Origin of the sequence: Sneathiella sp. HT1-7 (assembly GCF_020731145.1) — a bacterium.
Classification (GTDB): Bacteria; Pseudomonadota; Alphaproteobacteria; order Sneathiellales; family Sneathiellaceae; genus Sneathiella.
This window is the reverse complement of record NZ_JAJFZN010000004.1, coordinates 73,052-89,784: the sequence shown is the minus strand read 5'-3', so window position 1 is coordinate 89,784 and position 16,733 is coordinate 73,052. Positions and strand designations below refer to the sequence as shown.

At 52.7% G+C, this 16,733-nt stretch carries 17 protein-coding genes; 5 read left to right on the top strand and 12 right to left on the bottom strand.

Annotated features, from left to right (window positions below; translation table 11 throughout):
• Positions 1-117: 117 nt before the first annotated feature.
• A complete protein-coding gene (gene gor, locus LKE13_RS14010; protein WP_227952009.1) occupies positions 118-1,473 on the bottom strand; it encodes a glutathione-disulfide reductase in 1,356 nt (451 codons plus the stop codon).
• Positions 1,474-1,542: 69 nt separating this feature from the next.
• A complete protein-coding gene (gene gabD / locus LKE13_RS14005) occupies positions 1,543-3,024 on the bottom strand; it encodes an NADP-dependent succinate-semialdehyde dehydrogenase (protein ID WP_227952008.1) in 1,482 nt (493 codons plus the stop codon).
• Positions 3,025-3,226: 202 nt separating this feature from the next.
• Here gabD and LKE13_RS14000 point away from each other — a divergent pair, with 202 nt between their 5' ends.
• The 3 genes from LKE13_RS14000 to LKE13_RS13990 all read left to right on the top strand — a co-directional run bounded on the left by LKE13_RS14000 (position 3,227) and on the right by LKE13_RS13990 (position 6,257).
• Entirely contained in the window at positions 3,227-4,156 is a 930-nt protein-coding gene (locus tag LKE13_RS14000; protein ID WP_227952007.1) for a cation diffusion facilitator family transporter, read from the top strand.
• 31 nt (positions 4,157-4,187) lie between these two features.
• Entirely contained in the window at positions 4,188-4,688 is a 501-nt protein-coding gene (locus LKE13_RS13995; RefSeq protein ID WP_227952006.1) for a PAS domain-containing protein, read from the top strand.
• Positions 4,689-5,021: 333 nt separating this feature from the next.
• Positions 5,022-6,257, top strand: a complete 1,236-nt coding sequence (locus LKE13_RS13990; RefSeq protein WP_227952005.1) for an SAM-dependent methyltransferase — start codon at positions 5,022-5,024, stop codon at positions 6,255-6,257.
• A 2-nt stretch (positions 6,258-6,259) separates the two neighbouring features.
• Here LKE13_RS13990 and glmS read toward each other — a convergent pair whose 3' ends face one another.
• Both glmS and glmU read right to left on the bottom strand, forming a co-directional pair.
• Positions 6,260-8,083: a glutamine--fructose-6-phosphate transaminase (isomerizing) gene (gene glmS / locus LKE13_RS13985; protein WP_227952004.1), complete on the bottom strand. Its 1,824-nt coding sequence runs from the start codon at positions 8,081-8,083 to the stop codon at positions 6,260-6,262.
• A 37-nt stretch (positions 8,084-8,120) separates the two neighbouring features.
• Complete coding sequence (glmU, locus tag LKE13_RS13980) at positions 8,121-9,458, bottom strand: bifunctional UDP-N-acetylglucosamine diphosphorylase/glucosamine-1-phosphate N-acetyltransferase GlmU (protein WP_227952003.1); 1,338 nt, start codon at positions 9,456-9,458, stop codon at positions 8,121-8,123.
• A gap of 101 nt (positions 9,459-9,559) precedes the next feature.
• Here glmU and gph point away from each other — a divergent pair, with 101 nt between their 5' ends.
• The gene (gene gph, locus LKE13_RS13975; RefSeq protein ID WP_227952002.1) at positions 9,560-10,222 is read left to right on the top strand and encodes a phosphoglycolate phosphatase; all 663 of its coding nucleotides are present in this window, start codon (positions 9,560-9,562) and stop codon (positions 10,220-10,222) included.
• 9 nt (positions 10,223-10,231) lie between these two features.
• On the opposite strand, the gene LKE13_RS13970 is transcribed toward gph, so the two are convergent.
• The 7 genes from LKE13_RS13970 to LKE13_RS13940 all read right to left on the bottom strand — a co-directional run bounded on the left by LKE13_RS13970 (position 10,232) and on the right by LKE13_RS13940 (position 14,738).
• The gene (locus LKE13_RS13970) at positions 10,232-10,657 is read right to left on the bottom strand and encodes a DUF2846 domain-containing protein (RefSeq protein ID WP_227952001.1); all 426 of its coding nucleotides are present in this window, start codon (positions 10,655-10,657) and stop codon (positions 10,232-10,234) included.
• 50 nt (positions 10,658-10,707) lie between these two features.
• Positions 10,708-11,136, bottom strand: a complete 429-nt coding sequence (locus LKE13_RS13965) for a DUF2846 domain-containing protein (protein WP_227952000.1) — start codon at positions 11,134-11,136, stop codon at positions 10,708-10,710.
• A gap of 87 nt (positions 11,137-11,223) precedes the next feature.
• Positions 11,224-12,210, bottom strand: a complete 987-nt coding sequence (locus tag LKE13_RS13960; protein WP_227951999.1) for an alpha/beta hydrolase — start codon at positions 12,208-12,210, stop codon at positions 11,224-11,226.
• On the bottom strand, positions 12,201-12,806 hold the full coding sequence (locus tag LKE13_RS13955; RefSeq protein WP_415776541.1) for a uracil-DNA glycosylase family protein: 606 nt from the start codon (positions 12,804-12,806) through the stop codon (positions 12,201-12,203). The genes LKE13_RS13960 and LKE13_RS13955 overlap by 10 nt, the downstream gene beginning before the upstream one ends.
• An 18-nt stretch (positions 12,807-12,824) precedes the next feature.
• Positions 12,825-13,103, bottom strand: a complete 279-nt coding sequence (locus LKE13_RS13950) for a hypothetical protein (protein ID WP_227951997.1) — start codon at positions 13,101-13,103, stop codon at positions 12,825-12,827.
• Positions 13,096-13,896: a crotonase/enoyl-CoA hydratase family protein gene (locus LKE13_RS13945; protein WP_227951996.1), complete on the bottom strand. Its 801-nt coding sequence runs from the start codon at positions 13,894-13,896 to the stop codon at positions 13,096-13,098. Before LKE13_RS13945 ends, LKE13_RS13950 begins: the two co-directional genes overlap by 8 nt.
• A 59-nt stretch (positions 13,897-13,955) precedes the next feature.
• Entirely contained in the window at positions 13,956-14,738 is a 783-nt protein-coding gene (locus tag LKE13_RS13940; RefSeq protein ID WP_227951995.1) for a hypothetical protein, read from the bottom strand.
• A gap of 168 nt (positions 14,739-14,906) precedes the next feature.
• Between LKE13_RS13940 and LKE13_RS13935 the strand changes: the two genes are divergently transcribed.
• Positions 14,907-15,797, top strand: coding sequence for a DMT family transporter (locus LKE13_RS13935; RefSeq protein ID WP_227951994.1), 891 nt, complete (start codon positions 14,907-14,909; stop codon positions 15,795-15,797).
• Here the strand turns inward: LKE13_RS13935 and LKE13_RS13930 are convergent.
• Positions 15,794-16,726, bottom strand: a complete 933-nt coding sequence (locus LKE13_RS13930) for a DMT family transporter (RefSeq protein ID WP_227951993.1) — start codon at positions 16,724-16,726, stop codon at positions 15,794-15,796. The genes LKE13_RS13935 and LKE13_RS13930 overlap by 4 nt on opposite strands.
• Between the last annotated feature and the right edge of the window lie 7 nt (positions 16,727-16,733).

Sequence of the window (16,733 nt, the reverse complement as noted above, 5' to 3'; positions counted from 1 at the left end):
AAAAAATCTATTATCTACAGCCTTTTATGGTTTTCGCAATGGATAACCGGCCATTTCTTGACATTTCGGTCAAAAAACCGGCCAATTACGTGCTTAATTCCGAAAATGGCATCGGTATCAGGCCGCGATAAATTTCTCCCGCATGGTGACGATTTCCTCCGCGAGCGAAGGATGAACGCCAACTGTTGCGTCAAATTGTGCCTTTGTCGCCTTGCATTTCAGCGCGATGCCGACGGCCTGAATAATCTCTGCCGCGTCGGATCCGACGATATGGGCCCCAACAACGATATCCGTCTTAGCATCGACGATCAGTTTCACAAACGCCTTCTCCGTGCCGCCGGTGAGGGTCATCTTCATCGGGCGGAAGTCGGATTTATAGATATCGACTTCACCGTATTTTTCCCGTGCATCCGCCTCGCTCAGGCCCACGGTTCCGACCTGTGGATGAGAAAAGACGGCGGAGGGGACATTTTCGTGATCCATTGCGCGGGGGCGACCCCCAAAAACCGTCTCGGCGAAGGCCATGCCCTCATGAATGGCGACGGGGGTGAGCGCGATCCTGTCGGTGACATCGCCAACGGCATAGATATTATCGACGGTAGTCTGCGAATCCGGTGCGACCTTGACCGCACCATTTTCTTTCAGCTCAACGCCGATATCTTCCAGCCCGAGCCCGTCCGTGTTGGGGCGCCGACCCGTGGCATACATGATCGCATCTGTTTCGAGTACATCGCCATCCTCCAGCGTGACTTTAAGTCCGCTATCGGTCTTCTCGATTTTGGCCGGGTTCGAATGCGTGCGCAAATCGATACCCTTTTTCTGGATCTCATCCGCGAGGAAGTTCTGCACATCCTTATCGAAACCGCGCAGGATCTGTGTGCTCCGATAAAGCTGCGTGACTTCCGCACCGAGGCCATTAAAGATACCCGCAAACTCAACCGCGATATAACCACCGCCAACGATAATCACGCGTTTCGGGAATTCTTCCAGATGCAGCGCCTCATTGGAGGAAATGGCATGCTCGATCCCCGGCACATCCGGCATGACCGGCGCGCCGCCCGTGGCGATCAGGATATATTTCGCCGTAATTTCCTTATCGCCAACCCTAACGGTGTTGCGATCAACCAGAGTAGCCCGCCCCTGATACAGCTCCACCTTATTATTATCGAGGATCGTATGATAGATGCGGTTCAGCCGGTCGATTTCCTTGTCTTTGTTGGCAATCAGGGTTTCCCATGAATGGCTCGTTTCTCCGACGGTCCAGCCATAAGCGGCCGCATCCTCAAAATCTTCTGAGAAATGGCTCGCATAGACCAAAAGTTTTTTCGGCACGCAACCACGAATGACGCAAGTTCCGCCAACGCGAAACTCTTCTGCGATGGCCACCTTGGCCCCGAGGTTGGAGGAGATGCGAGACGCACGGACACCGCCGGAGCCAGCCCCGATGACAAAAAGATCGTAATCGAATTCCACTTTATTCTTCCTATACTCGGATGCCATTGTGGCATCTGGTTGGCGCTGCCCCGGAATTGGTATCGGCGATCAGCTATCGATGCCGCCGATACACATGTATTTAATTTCCAGATAGTCATCAATGCCGTATTTTGAACCCTCCCGGCCAATACCGGACTGTTTTACGCCACCGAACGGTGCAACTTCCGTCGAGATAATGCCTGTATTGATGCCGACGATGCCATATTCCAGTGCTTCGCTCACCCGCCAGATACGGCCGATATCACGGGCACAGAGATAGGCGGCAAGACCGAATTCTGTATCATTCGCCATTGCGATGACGTCCGCCTCATCCTTGAAGGTAAAAATAGGCGCCATGGGGCCGAATGTTTCTTCCTTCGCGACCTTCATGTCCTGCGTCACGCCGGTCAGGATCGTTGGTTCAAAAAAGGTCTGGCCAAGGGAGTGGCGATGCCCGCCCACAGCGAGCGTAGCGCCTTTACTCAAGGCATCCTTGATGTGATCCTCTACCTTCTTGACGGCGGCTTCAGTGATCAACGGCCCCTGCATGACGCCGTCCTCAAGACCGTTACCAACTTTCAGGCCTTTAGCCTTTTCCGTCAGTTTCGCAACGAAGGCGTCATGGATGCCTTCCTGCACATAGATGCGGTTGGCACAGACGCAGGTCTGTCCGGCGTTGCGGTATTTCGACGCCATCGCCGCCTCGACCGCCTCTTCAAGATTGGCGTCATCAAAGACGATGAAGGGCGCATTTCCGCCAAGCTCCATGGAGGTTTTCTTGACCGTGCCCGCGCATTGTTCCATCAGCAACTTGCCGACGGCAGTGGAGCCAGTGAAGGTCAGTTTGGCCACTATCGGGTTGGAGGTCATTTCCTTGCCGATATCTTTCGCTTCGCCTGTAACAATACCCAGAATACCAGCCGGGATACCGGCCCTTTCTGCCAGTACCGCCATGGCGAAGGCAGAAAAAGGTGTGAGTTCGGCAGGCTTGATGACCATGGGACAACCGGCGGCGAGTGCCGGGGCTGCCTTGCGCGTGATCATAGCAATGGGGAAATTCCAGGGGGTAATCGCGACGGTTACGCCAATCGGCTGTTTGATCACGACGATACGCTTGTCGCTCTGATGTTCCGGAATGGTATCGCCATAGATGCGTTTGCCTTCTTCCGCGAACCATTCAATGAAGGACGCCGCATAGGCCACCTCCCCTTTTGCCTCGGTCAGCGGCTTGCCCATCTCGACCGTCATGATCTTGGCAAGGTCGTCGGTCGCTTCCAGCATCAAATCATGCCATTTACGGAGGATAGTTGCCCGCTCCTTCGCGGTCTTGCCCGCCCACGCCGGCATAGCGGCCTTCGCGGCCTCAATCGCGCGGCGAGTCTCATCTGTCCCCATCAGAGGGACCGTACCGACAAGATCACCGGTCGCCGGGTTAGTCACATCCAACGTCTTGCCGCTGTCCGCATCGCACCATTTGCCATCAATGAGACCTTGCATCCGCAGTAGATCAGGATCTTTCAGATTAAGCGGATTGGTGTTGTTATCTAGCATGGTGAACTCCTCAGGTTAATTTGACAGTGCGCGCGGCCTGTATAACGGTAATTGTGGCCGGAGTTTATGCCACAATATCTAATAGTCAACCAGCGATCCTCAACGGTTTTTTGATTTTAACGCGCGAGTCTGTTGAAAATAAACAAGGAGCGCTCTAATCTGGCGCAGAATCGACGATCAATACTATTGCGGAGAATGTGCTGTGGCGAGTGGATCGAAAAAAGTTATTTATGCAGCACTGGCCGGGAACTCGCTCATTGCCATATCAAAATTCACGGCGGCGTTCTTCACCGGAAGTTCCGCGATGTTGAGCGAGGGTGTGCATTCTCTAGTGGATACAGGAAACCAGATCCTGATGCTGCATGGCCTCAAGAAAGCCGCACAGAAACCGGACAAGATGCATCCTTTTGGTTACGGGACGGAGCTCTATTTCTGGGCCTTCATCGTAGCCATCCTTATTTTCGCGCTTGGGTCCGGTATCTCCCTCTATGAGGGGATCAAGCATATCCGTAATCCTGAAGTCATCATTGACCCGACATGGAACTATGTAGTGCTGGGCCTTGCCATAATCTTTGAGGGCTGGGCCTGGACCGTGGCCTATCTTGAGTTCAATCGCGCCAAGGGAAAACGGGGGCTTTGGCAGGAAGTTCGGCGCAGCAAGGACCCGACGATCTTTACAATTCTGTTTGAAGATACTGCTGCAATGCTCGGCCTGGTGACGGCGCTTGTCGGTATTTTCCTCGCCCAGCATCTTGGCATACCGGAACTCGATGGTGTGGCGTCGGTTGTCATTGCCGTCATTCTGGCGGGCGTCGCGGTCCTTCTCGCTATCGAATGTAAGGGACTCCTGATTGGCGAAGGCGCGAGCAAGGCTGTTGTCGAAGGAATTGAACAAATCTTCACGAACGACAAACGCATCGTCAGCCTGAACGAGCTCCTGACCATGCATATGGGACCGACGGATATATTGGTGAATGTGAGTATCGATTTTTCCGATGAGCTCGATTCAAAGCAAGTCGAGGCAGCAGTCAGTGATTTTGAAACCCGGATCAAAGAACAGTTTCCGGATGTAAAGCGCATTTTTATCGAGGCCCAAAGTTTCTTGTCGCATATTCGAATTAATTCTGCTTAAAAGAACAAAAATTTAAAAAGGAAAACATTAATTGGATGTCATCGCTGTCGAAGAAGATCCCCGGTCTGACAATTTCAAAAAAATATATCGGTATGAGATCACCTCTGCGAATAATTTTGAGACCCCTACCGTCAGCAAACTCTATCAATGGTGGGACGGGTTTAAGCCAAATTTACCCACTCGGGAAGATTTCGATATCACCCATCACTGGACGATTGCCTCCTCGCTCTATTTGATCGAAACGGTTTCTCCGGGCGAATACCTCCACCGGCTGAACGGGGAGAATGTCGTGGACATTATCGGTGTTTCCTTGCGTGGGCACGATATTTCCGTGAACAGTCCGTTGCCCGAATTGCGTCGTTTTGCCAGCTATATGGATAGGCTGGTAGAGGGGAAAAAGCCTGGACATTGCAAAGGTACTGTTGAGATACCGGGCGTGAGAGAAGCACATTTTGAAACAATTGACTGCCCACTCCTGCGCCAAGACGGTACCGTAGGTTTCATCCTCGGGGCAATTTCGCTAGTCGACTAAATTTGTAATCGGCGGCCACCTTATCGCCTTTTCCTCGCTTAAAATCGATGTATTTTGCGCGGAATATTGGAGAAACACGTCTGAATCATTCAAATTGGACTTGATTTTGGCTCTGCAAGGTTTCAAAATTGTAAATATACCAGTACTGTAAACGAGTTAGAAAAGGGTTATGAGGGGCTGCAATATCGTTCAGGTGACTACCTGATAGAGTCTGCGGTGGCACGGTTTGGCGGCCTAATTGGAAATCTAAAGACAACTGCACAATGTTCTCCGTCTTCCAGGGTGAAACGATCAACCGTTTCCCGTAAGTCGGAACAGATTACAGGAGTTGATATGTTCCTATTATCGCAAATACTCAAACGCCTTGTTCGGCAAGGCCAACTCACGGTTTATGATGCGGACGGCAAGGAACATTTCTATAAAGGAACAGAACCCGGCCCGGCCGTAAAAATCCGTATTCATTCACGAAAGGCCGCGCGCAAGATCGCGATCTATCCAAAGTTGTTTCTTGGCGAAGCCTATATGGAGGGGGATCTCACGATAGAGGAAGGCGGAATTTACGACCTTCTCGATCTTTTTACCCGAAACCTCGGCTGGGGCACGCGCAATCTGTTGGTTGACTTTGGTGATTTCGCCTATCGATTCTACTGGTTTTTCAATCAGTTCAACCCAAAAAGACGGTCACTGAAGAATGTCGCCCATCACTATGATTTAAGTGATGAATTCTATGAGTTCTTCCTGGACGAGAACCGGCAGTATTCCTGTGCCTATTACAAAACGCCAGAGGACAGTCTGGAGCAGGCACAATTACAGAAAATGGCGCATATCGGAGCTAAACTTGCATTAGAGCCGGGACAAAAGGTGCTCGATATCGGCTGCGGATGGGGTGGCATGGCGCGCTTTCTTGCGGAAAATGCCGATGTTCAGGTGACCGGGGTTACGCTTTCGAAAAACCAGCTTGCCTATGCGCAGGAGAAGGCCAAGCAGACGGGGCTTTCAGCGAAGGTTGATTATCGCCTTACTGACTACCGGGACGTGACCGAGAAATTCCATCGTATCGTCTCTGTCGGTATGTTCGAGCATGTGGGCGTCCCCCATTACAGGGAGTATTTTAGAAAAGTAAAATCGATCCTGACGGATGATGGCGTCGCGCTGATCCATACCATCGGCACCGCAGATCGCCCCTCACCTACCAACGCCTGGATTCAAAAGTATATCTTTCCGGGAGGTTATATCCCGCCGCTCTCTCAGGTTATGCCCGCGATTGAGAAAGCCGGGCTCTATGTCACGGATGTCGAGATATTACGTTTGCACTATGCCGAAACCCTCCGTGACTGGCGCATTCGCTTTCATGAAAAGATCGATAAGGTGCAGGAGATCTATGACGAGCGTTTTTGCCGGATGTGGGATTATTACCTCTCGGCAAGCGAGGTTTCTTTTCGCAACAGCGGACTTGTCGTTTTCCAGATCCAGCTCGCCAAGCAGCTTGATGACTTGCCGCTGACCCGCGACTATATCACCGAGATTGAGGAAAATGAACTCAGCGCCACCCGCGTCGCAGCGGAGTAGCCCTACTCCACCGTGACTGATTTTGCGAGGTTGCGCGGCTGATCGACGTCGGTGCCTTTGAGGACAGCCACGTGATAGGCCAGAATTTGCACCGGGATTGCATAGAGAATCGGGGCGACAAACGGGTCCACCGTCGGTAGCTCAATCGAGCCAAGCGCGCGATCACCGAGTTGCTTGATCCCCGCCGCGTCGGACATAAAGATCACCCGTGCGTTACGCGCCATGACTTCCTGCATATTGGAGGCCGTCTTTTCAAAATAAGGATCGCTTGGCGCCACCACAATCACCGGCACTAGCTCGTCAATCAGCGCGATGGGACCGTGCTTGAGTTCCCCTGCCGCATAGCCTTCCGCATGGATGTAGGAAATTTCCTTCAGTTTCAGCGCGCCTTCAAGGGCGATGGGGTAGCCGGTGCCGCGCCCAATATAGAGCACGTCCCGCGCCTCGAATATGGCCTCGGCGAGCGCCTTTATATTCTCGTCACTATCGAGGATTTCAGCAGCCCGTGCTGGTACTTCGGACAGCGCTGCACAGAGGCGCGCCTCTTCCTCATGATTGATAACGCCGCGCTTGACCCCTGCATCGATAGCGATACAGGCAAGCGTGACCAGCTGGCAGGTAAAGGCCTTGGTAGAAGCCACGCCGATTTCCGGCCCAGCCTGTGTATGGAAAACAAAATCCGATTCCCGTCCCATGGAGCTTTCCTCCACATTCACAATGGAGGCGATATGCTGACCATTAGCCTTGGCGTATTTGAGCGCCGCAAGTGTATCTGCCGTTTCTCCTGATTGGGAGATAAAAAGCGCAAGCCCGCCTTTCTTGAGCGGCATTTGCCGGTAGCGGAACTCGGAGGCGATATCGACCTCGACATTGAGATCGGCGATCCCCTCGAACCAGTATTTCGCGATCATACCTGCATAGAAAGAGGTGCCGCAGGCAACGATTGTCACTTTCGGCAGGTCGTTCCAATCGAATGGCAGATCGGGCAGCGTGATTGTCCGGCTCTTGGGGTTGAAGAAGCTGTTCAGCGTCTCCCCCATCACCGCAGGCTGCTCGGCGATTTCCTTCATCATGAAATGGCGGTGGTTGCCCTTGCCGATCATCGCACCAGAGAGCTGGGTCTGTTTAATCGGTCGTTCGACCTGATCGCCGTCCTTATCGTAGAAGGTTGCGCCGTCGCGGGTGAGCACGGCCCAGTCGTCTTCCTCCAGATAGGATATCCGCACTGTCAGCGGCGCGAGCGCAAGCGCGTCGGAGCCGAGGAACATCTCCCCGTCGCCCCAACCGACCGCCAGCGGAGCGCCGCGTCGGGCGCCAATCATCAGGTTGTCATGCCCCTTGAAGATCACTGCGAGCGAAAACGCACCATGCAGATGCTTGAGCGCTCCGGCCATGGCCTCTTCCGGAGTCTTGCCTTCATCAATAAAGCTGGTGATCAGCTGCGCCGCGATTTCCGTATCGGTCTCGGATTCGAACTCATAGCCTTTCGCCGTCAGGTCGCCGGCCAGTTCGCGATAATTCTCTATAATACCGTTATGGACGAGCGCGATCTGCTTGGTCATATGCGGATGGGCGTTGACCTCGTTCGGCACGCCATGAGTCGCCCAGCGGGTGTGGCCAATACCGGCAAGTCCCGTCAGGCCATTGCCTTTCAGTACCTCTTCCAGGTTTACAAGCTTGCCCTCGGCGCGGCGACGGTCGATCCCGCCCTCGGTCAGGGTCGCGATCCCGGCGCTGTCATAGCCGCGATATTCCAGACGCTTCAGCCCGCCAATCAATGATGGGACTACATCCTTTTTGCCGAGAACCCCGATAATTCCACACATACTTCGAATACCTTATAATAAAATCAATTTACTGGCGCTATTTCTTGACTTTTTTCTTCAAGTCCCGAAAACGCTTCGCCCAGCCGGGCTTCTGTTTTTCTTCCGCCCGCTCAATACCGAGGGCATCGGCCGCAACGTCCTTGGAAACCGTGCTGCCCGCGCCGATAATCGCGCCATCTCCGACCTTGACCGGCGCGACAAGCGCGGTGTTAGAGCCGATAAAGGCCCCGGCCCCGATATCCGTCTTGAACTTGTCGTAGCCATCATAATTGCAGGTGATGGTGCCTGCGCCGATATTGGCCTCTGCGCCGATGCGTGCATCCCCAATATAGGAAAGATGGCTGACCTTTGCGCCCGTTTCAATCTGGGATTTCTTCACCTCGACGAAATTGCCGATTTTCACCTCGCTGGCGATATCCGCTCCGGGACGCAGCCGAGCAAACGGGCCGATCTGCGATTGTTCACCAATACTTGTGCCTTCCAGATGGCTATATGCCTTGATGCGGACATTATCACCCACCGTCACGCCGGGCCCAAAGAAAACACCGGGCTCGATCACCACATCCCGGCCGAGCGTTGTATCATGGCTGAACCAGACGGTCTCCGGGTCGATCAGGGTTGCTCCCGCCGTCATGGCCGCCGCGCGCCAGCGGCTTTGCGCGATTGCTTCCGCTTCGGCAAGCTGGGCGCGATTGTTGACGCCGAGAAGCTCTTCCTCCTCGCCCTTCACATAGGCGCAAGTCAGGCCCTGCCTAATCGCAATTTCGACAATATCGGTGAGATAATACTCTCCCTTGGCATTCTTGTTATCAACCGCCTTGATCAAGTTTGCCAGATGCGCGCCATTGATCGCCATCACCCCGGAATTACAGAGCCCAACTGCGCGTTCTTCTGCATTGGCATCGGCAAATTCAACAATGGCGGTGAGATTGCCGCTGGCGTCCGTGATCAACCGCCCATATTCCAGCGGGTCATCCGGCTCAAACCCCAGCACAACCACAGCACAAGTCTCATTTGCGCGGCGCTTCTCGATCATCTGTCGCAGGGTGTCCGCCTCTATCAGTGGGGTATCACCATAAAGGATCAGTACATCACCAGTAAATCCGGCCAGGGAATCGAGTGCCGCCGAGACGGCATGCCCCGTACCTAGAGCCTCAGCCTGTATCGCTATTTCTGCAGGGGATACCTCTTTTTGGACCGCATCCATGTTTGGCGATGTTACCACCACGATTTTTTCTGGTTCAAGCGTGCCGACAGTCCCCAGCAGATGGGATATCATGGGCCTGCCACCCACCTCATGCATAACCTTCGGTTTGGCCGATTTCATGCGGGTTCCGGCTCCGGCGGCGAGGACAACGGCGGCGATGGCTGACATATCTTTACTCGTTTTTCCGTAAACTTGACTATACTTTGGCTTAAATAACACCTAATCCTACAGGATAAACAAATAAAAAAATGTTACCGGATTTTACATAGATGCAGGAAATCGCAATAATTTTTGATCTTGATGGCACGTTGGTCGACACCGCGCCGGATCTTCATGACGCGCTTAATCACACTCTTACCACCGCGGGACGCGATACCATGGATATCGAACATGTCCAAGGCCTCATTGGCCACGGCGCACGCGCCTTGCTTCAACGGGGACTTTCCGCAACAGGAGGCATGCCGGAACATGAACGATTTGAAGAGCTTGTGGCGGTTTTCTTCGCCTATTATCAGGATCACCTGAGCGACAGGAGCAAGCCTTATGACGGCGTGGTGGCGGCGCTTGAGGCGTTTCAGGACGAAGGGGCAAAACTCGGCGTTTGTACCAATAAATCAATCGGCTTCGCCAAGCCATTGCTCAATGACCTTGATTTGACACGCTATTTCACGGCGATGACCGGCGGTGACAGCTTCGCTGTTAAAAAACCCGATGCCGGCCATATTACCGGCACACTTGACCTGATGGGACATAGCGGCGGAAAGGCCTTTATGATCGGAGATAGCATCAATGACATCAAAGCCGCGCAAAATGCCGGTATCCCCTCCGTCGCGGTCACTTTCGGCTATACAGAAACCCCGGTGCAGGAACTTGGCCCTGACCATATCATCGATCACTTTAATGAGCTGTTCCCGCTGATTAAATCGCTTTGAGGAGTGGGGTTAATTGCCCTGATATCGCATTTCCTGAATATCGCTCAAAGCCTGATTTTCCGGGACAAGTATTGTGTAATAGACTAACCGCCAAAACCCTTCCTGAAATATCTTCATATAGTAGGTTTTACCCTCGACAATTTCCAATTCGAATGCTTGGTCCACATTAAATAGTTCGGTCCGAAATTGATGAGGACCCGGCTCTACTTGAAGCGCAATATAACCGCCGGTGTGAAGTTCTCCAACTTGTTCCCCGTCAATAAGAAAAGGCGTCGTCCCTCCGGTTCCTTTAAATTGATGGCTAACCCGATAAACGTATACGAGACCTTTTCCCGGCTCCGGTTTTAGCACCGCATTATGCTCGGAAAATTTAGGACCGGTCGCCGTGCAACTAACAAGAAATAGAAAAGCAAAAACGGAGATAAGAAAACGCATGAGGCCTCCTAATAACTAAAGCCGTATTACGATAAACATTTGGATGGAATTTATTTCCCCTGATACCGGGTTGCTTGGAGTTGAGGAAGGGCCTCGTTTTCAGGAATATTTCTGATTAAAAATGTGCCGGTCCACATACCGGGGTCATAATCAAGCCGCAAATAATAGGTTTTTCCCGCCTCCATAGACAAATATACAGCTTTATCAATTCGGCTGGTTTCCGTTAGCAATTCATGTGGTCCGGGATCCGTTTCATAGGAAATGTATCCGCCGACATTCACAGCGCCGACGTTCTTCCCGTTATCCAGAAAATCTGCCGTTACGGTCGCGGCTATAAAGGTGTCAACCCGATAGATATATACGAGCGCTTTTCCCGGCGCAGGCGCCTGTTTACTATGGCTCTCTGTAAAGAGTGGACCGCTTGCGGAAGTACAACCAACAAGAATAAGAAAAGAGATGAGGGAAAGAATGATACGCATGGAGACACCTAAAAATATTATTACCGGTATTATTTCCTACCCTGCAGCAGGGAAATTCACAATAATAAATTGAGAATTTTCTCCGACTCATTCATCCTTAAAGAGCGGGAGAGAGGCGATTTTCTTACCCGACGGGATTTCCCGCTTCTTGATCCAGTCGGCGATATCGCGCCAGACAACGGGGCCTTGTAAATCGCGCATCAGCATATGCCATCCCTCCTCATAAAGGACAATATCGCTTTCCGGCGGAAGTTCCGCGGCGATCTTCTCAATCGGTTCTTTCGGGATAAGCTGGTCATTTTCCCCATATAGCAGCAGCGTCGGCAGTTTGATGTTTTTCGCATCGTCGTAGGCGGCATCCATGATACCAACAAGGCCGTACACGCTGTCGATCCGGATTTCCTTGATAAAGAGCGGATCCGCCGAAAGATTACGCAGCATTGAGATATTGTCGGATGCCTGAATGCCCATGCCCTGACCGGTCATTTTGACATCCGGGAAGGTATGCGCCGCCGTCCAGAGAACCGCCTGATAAAAGGGGTTGAGTGCCTGCCAGCCCCAAACGGCCGGGGCCGAAAGGATGACGCCATCAACCTTCGGAAACCCTTCTGACGTTACCGCTGTGATCAGGACAGCACCGCCCATACTCTCTCCCAGCAGATAGATCGGCTTGCCAGGGTATTTCGCGCGGACCTCCGTTACCATCGTGGCGAGATCCTGAATCATCAACTCCTGTCCCGGCCAAATGCCGAAATTTGGCGCCAAACCAAAGCCGCGCTGATCATAGGCGACGGTTGTCAGCCCCTCCCCGATCCACCAACTGCCCGGATACGCATAGGTATTGCTGTAGTCATTGAAACCATGCACAGCGATAATAACGGCGACGGGCTCCTCTGCTGCCCAGATTTTGACGGGTAGCTTTTCACCATCCGGGGTTTGCAGATAATGATCGGTGAGTTCGGCCTTCATTGTTGAGGGGCCGGCCTGCTGTACCACCGGGGAGCAGGAGGTGAGCAAAAATCCCAGAAATAGATAAACCGCTGCTTTGCGAAATACCGCCGTGATTAACTGCATTCAACCAATTCCTGAACTTGTTGTTTTAAATAGGGAATAACGTCTTTCTCATACCAGTCATTTTTCTTCATCCAGCCCTGCACCCGCCAGCTGGGATGCGGTAGCGGCAGAATAGACGGCGCGTATTCCCTAAATCCGGCGACTGTTTCTGTCAGTGTTTTCTTACGCGTCGATGACAGATAGTATTTATGCGCATATTGCCCGACCGCCAAGGTCAGTCGCACATTTTTAAGTTCCGGGATCAATTTTGGATGCCAGGTTTTGGCGCATTCGGGGCGTGGGGGCGCATCTCCGCCGCTTTTTTGCTTGCCGGGATAACAGAAACCCTGCGGCACAATGGCAAAATTCTTTGGATTGTAGAATGTTTTTTTATCCACCCCCAGCCAATCGCGCAAGCGATCACCGGATGGGTCGTCCCAGGGAATGCCGCTCGCATGCACTTTCGTACCCGGCGCCTGCCCCGCAATCAGGATTGGTGCATCGGCGTCTGCGATAAGAACCGGTCGCGGTCCGAGCGGTAAATGAGCTTCGCAAATCCGGCAGGCACGAATTTCGGTGAGGAGAATTGCCAGCGGATTAGATGTTTCCGTCATCAGGCGTCCACCCTTCCGCCGCTAGGTTCTGGCCTGCATCAAAGCGTTGAGTTTAGCGACTTGTTCAGCGTTGGGTCGATGCAGAACAATACCATCCGGCACCGATTTTTCCCAATCCTGTTCTATTTTTTTTATTATTTTGGAACCTGTTACAATGCAAATCTCATGATTTAGCTTAAATATTTCTTCATCCTCTTCCTGAACGTAGCGGGCGGGACTTGCGAGGCCGATTGTCTGGCCCCGCATCGCCAGCCAGCTTGCGGCTTGCGTCCCTTGAAGGATGAGAAAAGGATCATTCACCTTTGAAATTACCATCGCGCTTATCGAAAAATGCCGAAATGGCTTCGTCATGGTCTTTGGTGTAATGGGCCAATGCCTGAAGGGCGGCGGACATTTCCAGAAGACTGTCGAGGCGCATATGTTCTCCTTCGCGCATCAGCTTTTTCGCCATGCGAAGAGAATGCGGCGGGTTGACGGCGATCCGTTTTGCAAGGTCTTTCGCCGCTGTCATCAGGTCTGCATCATCGACAATACTGGAAAGAAGGCCCCAGTCGAGCGCGGTTTTTGCGTCGATCATTTCGCCAGTGAAGGTCATTTCCGCAGCACGACTGCGCCCGATAACCCGAGGCAGGAACCACGCCCCACCGTCCCCTGGGATAATACCGAGGCGGACAAAGCTCTCAGCGAACCGGGCTGAACTTGCGGCAATGCGGATATCGCACATGCAGGCAAGATCGAAACCGGCACCAACAGCCGCACCATTTACGGCGGCGATTGTCGGCACTTCCAGATTGTAGAAAGACAACGGAATTTTCTGGATGCCCTGCCGATACCCTTCCCGAATTTGGGCGGGAGAGCCGGCAAACAGTCCTTCCTTGTCGCGCATATGCTTGACATTACCACCGGCGGAGAAGGCTTTCCCCGCGCCAGTCAGGATCACGCAGCGTACGCTGTTGTCTTTGTTGATACGGTCCGCCGCATTCAGAAATGCGTCGAAGATTTTATCATCGGAGAGGGCATTGCGCTCCTCTGGCCGATTGATCGTGAGGGTTACAATGCCCTCATCTTGTTCGTATATTAAAGGTTCAGTCATGGGGGATAAGCTACTCAATCACTCGCGAAATGGAAAGCGGGAATCACGAGCTGCGACTATTATCCTGCGGTCCGCCCGTAGAAAGTCTTCTGCGCTTCCTTCGAGAGTGCGATCCCCGGCTCCGTATTATAGGCAAGAACAGCCAGCATACGGGTTCTTGTTCCTTCATTCGGGGTCACCCTGTGCATAGCATTCCGACCGCGAAACATGACAAGTGCCCCGGCGTCCAGTGAAAGACGCCTTACCTGCGTCCGCCCATCCAGAACATCGGCAACGCCATCAAAATTCATTTCCCCGGCGTCAGCGTCCCGAAGGGCGGTGACATACTCAAATTCCCCGCCGCTTGTGGCAGGCTGTACCATCAAGGTGATCGCGAAGGAGGAGTTATCGAAATGCCAACCCAGTTCCTGCCCCGTTTCTGCATAATGCAAATTGACCGAGGAGAGCGGATCGGCGTAGTTATATAGCCTATCCTCCCCGAGTATATCGCAGAGAAACTCCCTGAATTCCGGCGCGTCATATAACGTGCGCAAGGGCGAGTCTCCTGGCAACAGATCATCGGTAATGCAGCCCTTGGACGAGATGACCATGCGATTGCGCGTATGATCAACGGCGAAAGCCGGATCAACCGCGCTAAGATAGACGGTATGCTCCTCCCGGCTCGCATAGACTTTATCGCGATTGGCCTCGCCTTCTGCATGCATTGTCTCAGTCGCTGCTTTTGTCGCGAATTCCGGCAGAACCAGAACCCCCTCTTCATTCAGCTTGTTGCGGCAGTTTGCGCGAAACGCAGGATCATTTATGGGATGCTGGCCAAAATTTATAATCTCGTTCAGATTCATCCTTCTCTCCTTTATAGACCCAATGAAACTCGCCTATTATCGGGATTTTGACCTTAGCATTATCCAAATGCATGTCATCGGAAAACTTGACATTAAACCTGATTGGGAGGATCGTTGACGCCAACTAGGGGTTCAACCTCAAAAATAAAAAAACAATTAAGGAACCCAATGTCAGCGCCCTCAACCCCCGCAGATTCAACTTTTTCCTATAAGGGTATATTCCTTTTCTGTACGGCCATTTTCTTTTTTGCGGTCATGGATACGACCGTCAAATATGCGAACGAGACCTATCCGCCGATTCAGGTTGTCTGGGCGCGCTATTTCTTTCACACTGTCCTGATGACGGTGATTTTGCTGCCAAAACACGGGATTCAGCTGATAAAGACCAAACGGCTAAAAATGCAGCTTATTCGATCCATCTTCCTGCTGCTTGCCACGATTTGCTTTTTCACAGCAGTGAAATATGTACCGCTCGCCGATGCGGCGGCATTGGGGGCGACGGCGCCGCTCTTCGTAATTATCTTTTCAGTTATCCTCCTGAAAGAAAAAGTCAACGCCCGACGTTGGGCGGCAGTGATCATCGGCTTTGGCGGGGCGATGATCGTTCTCCGACCCGGCATGCTCGAAGTACATCCGGCGCTTTTCCTGGTAATCGGAACCTCGATCTTCTACGCGCTCTATCAAATTGCCACGCGATTTCTCTCCGGGATAGACAGTCCGGCGACCACCATTACCTATTCTGCCCTGATTGGCACCATCGGTATGAGTATCGTCGTTCCTTTCTTTTGGGTTATGCCGGATTTGAAGGGGTGGCTCATTCTGGGTGTAATTGGATTTATTGGCGGGTTCAGCCATTTCATCATCATCAAGGCGTTTGACTATACGGAAGCCTCGACCGTTGCGCCGTTCCAGTATACGCAGCTTATCTGGCTGGCCATCTTCGGTTATTTAGTCTTTGGAAACTTCCCCGACAATTTCACGATACTCGGCGCGGCCATCATCGTCGCCAGCGGGCTTTACATTCTCTATCGGGAGCGTCAGGTAAAAACCGGGGCCTAGGTATGGTCCAGTTTCTTGGATGGGGAAATTGAGACGAGTAGTCCCGCCGCTGTGATCAGGAGCATCCCGCACATAGTCAATATGTCCGGCGTCTCGGCAAAGAAGACAAAGCCCCAGATGGCAGCGGAAACGAGATAGGCATAGTCGAATGTTGCAATAGTTGATGGCGGCGCAATCTGATAAGCCCGGGCGACGCCGACAAAGAAGGCCGCGGAGAGAACTCCGAGGAGAAGCATCAAGCCCCACTCTTCCGCGCCCATTGGCATCCAGTCGCCGAACAGGAACGGAAACTGAGCGCTTGTATCTGCGCCGAGATCGAGCAGAAAAAGCACTCCGGTCGCGAGCAATCCCGTGATCAGAAATGATCCATGCAGGGCAATTGCCAACATAACCGGCGTTTCATCGCGGCATTTGCTTCGGGTCAGGATCATTGCCAGGGAATAAAAGACGGCGGCTATCAAGGGAAGCAGGGTGAACCAGGAAAAGGCGTCGGTACCGGGCCGCAAAATGGCGATCACACCCAGAAACCCGAGCATCACGCCACCCCATTGTCGTTTTGATACCGGCTCTCCTATCAGGATCGCAGAAAGCAAGGTGGTTATGATTGGGTTGGTATATACTGCGACCGCCGCCACAGAGAGGCTCAGCACGGGAAGCGACGCGTAAAAGGCAAGCCATGTCAGCACCAGAAACAAACTGCGGATTAAGGTCCATTTCGGGGTTTGAAAGGTAAGACGCGCGCGACTTGCGCGGATGAAAAGCAGCAAAACAGGAATGGCAAAAAGCGAACGCGCGAAGAACAGTTGCCATATTGTCAGATCCGCGCTGACGCGCTTTACTAAAGCATCCGCGAAAGCCATCAGCAGGACGGACAGCAAGATGATGATAATCCCCTGGCCCGTTTGGTCCGGCTTCACCGCGTCCCGCATATCTTTC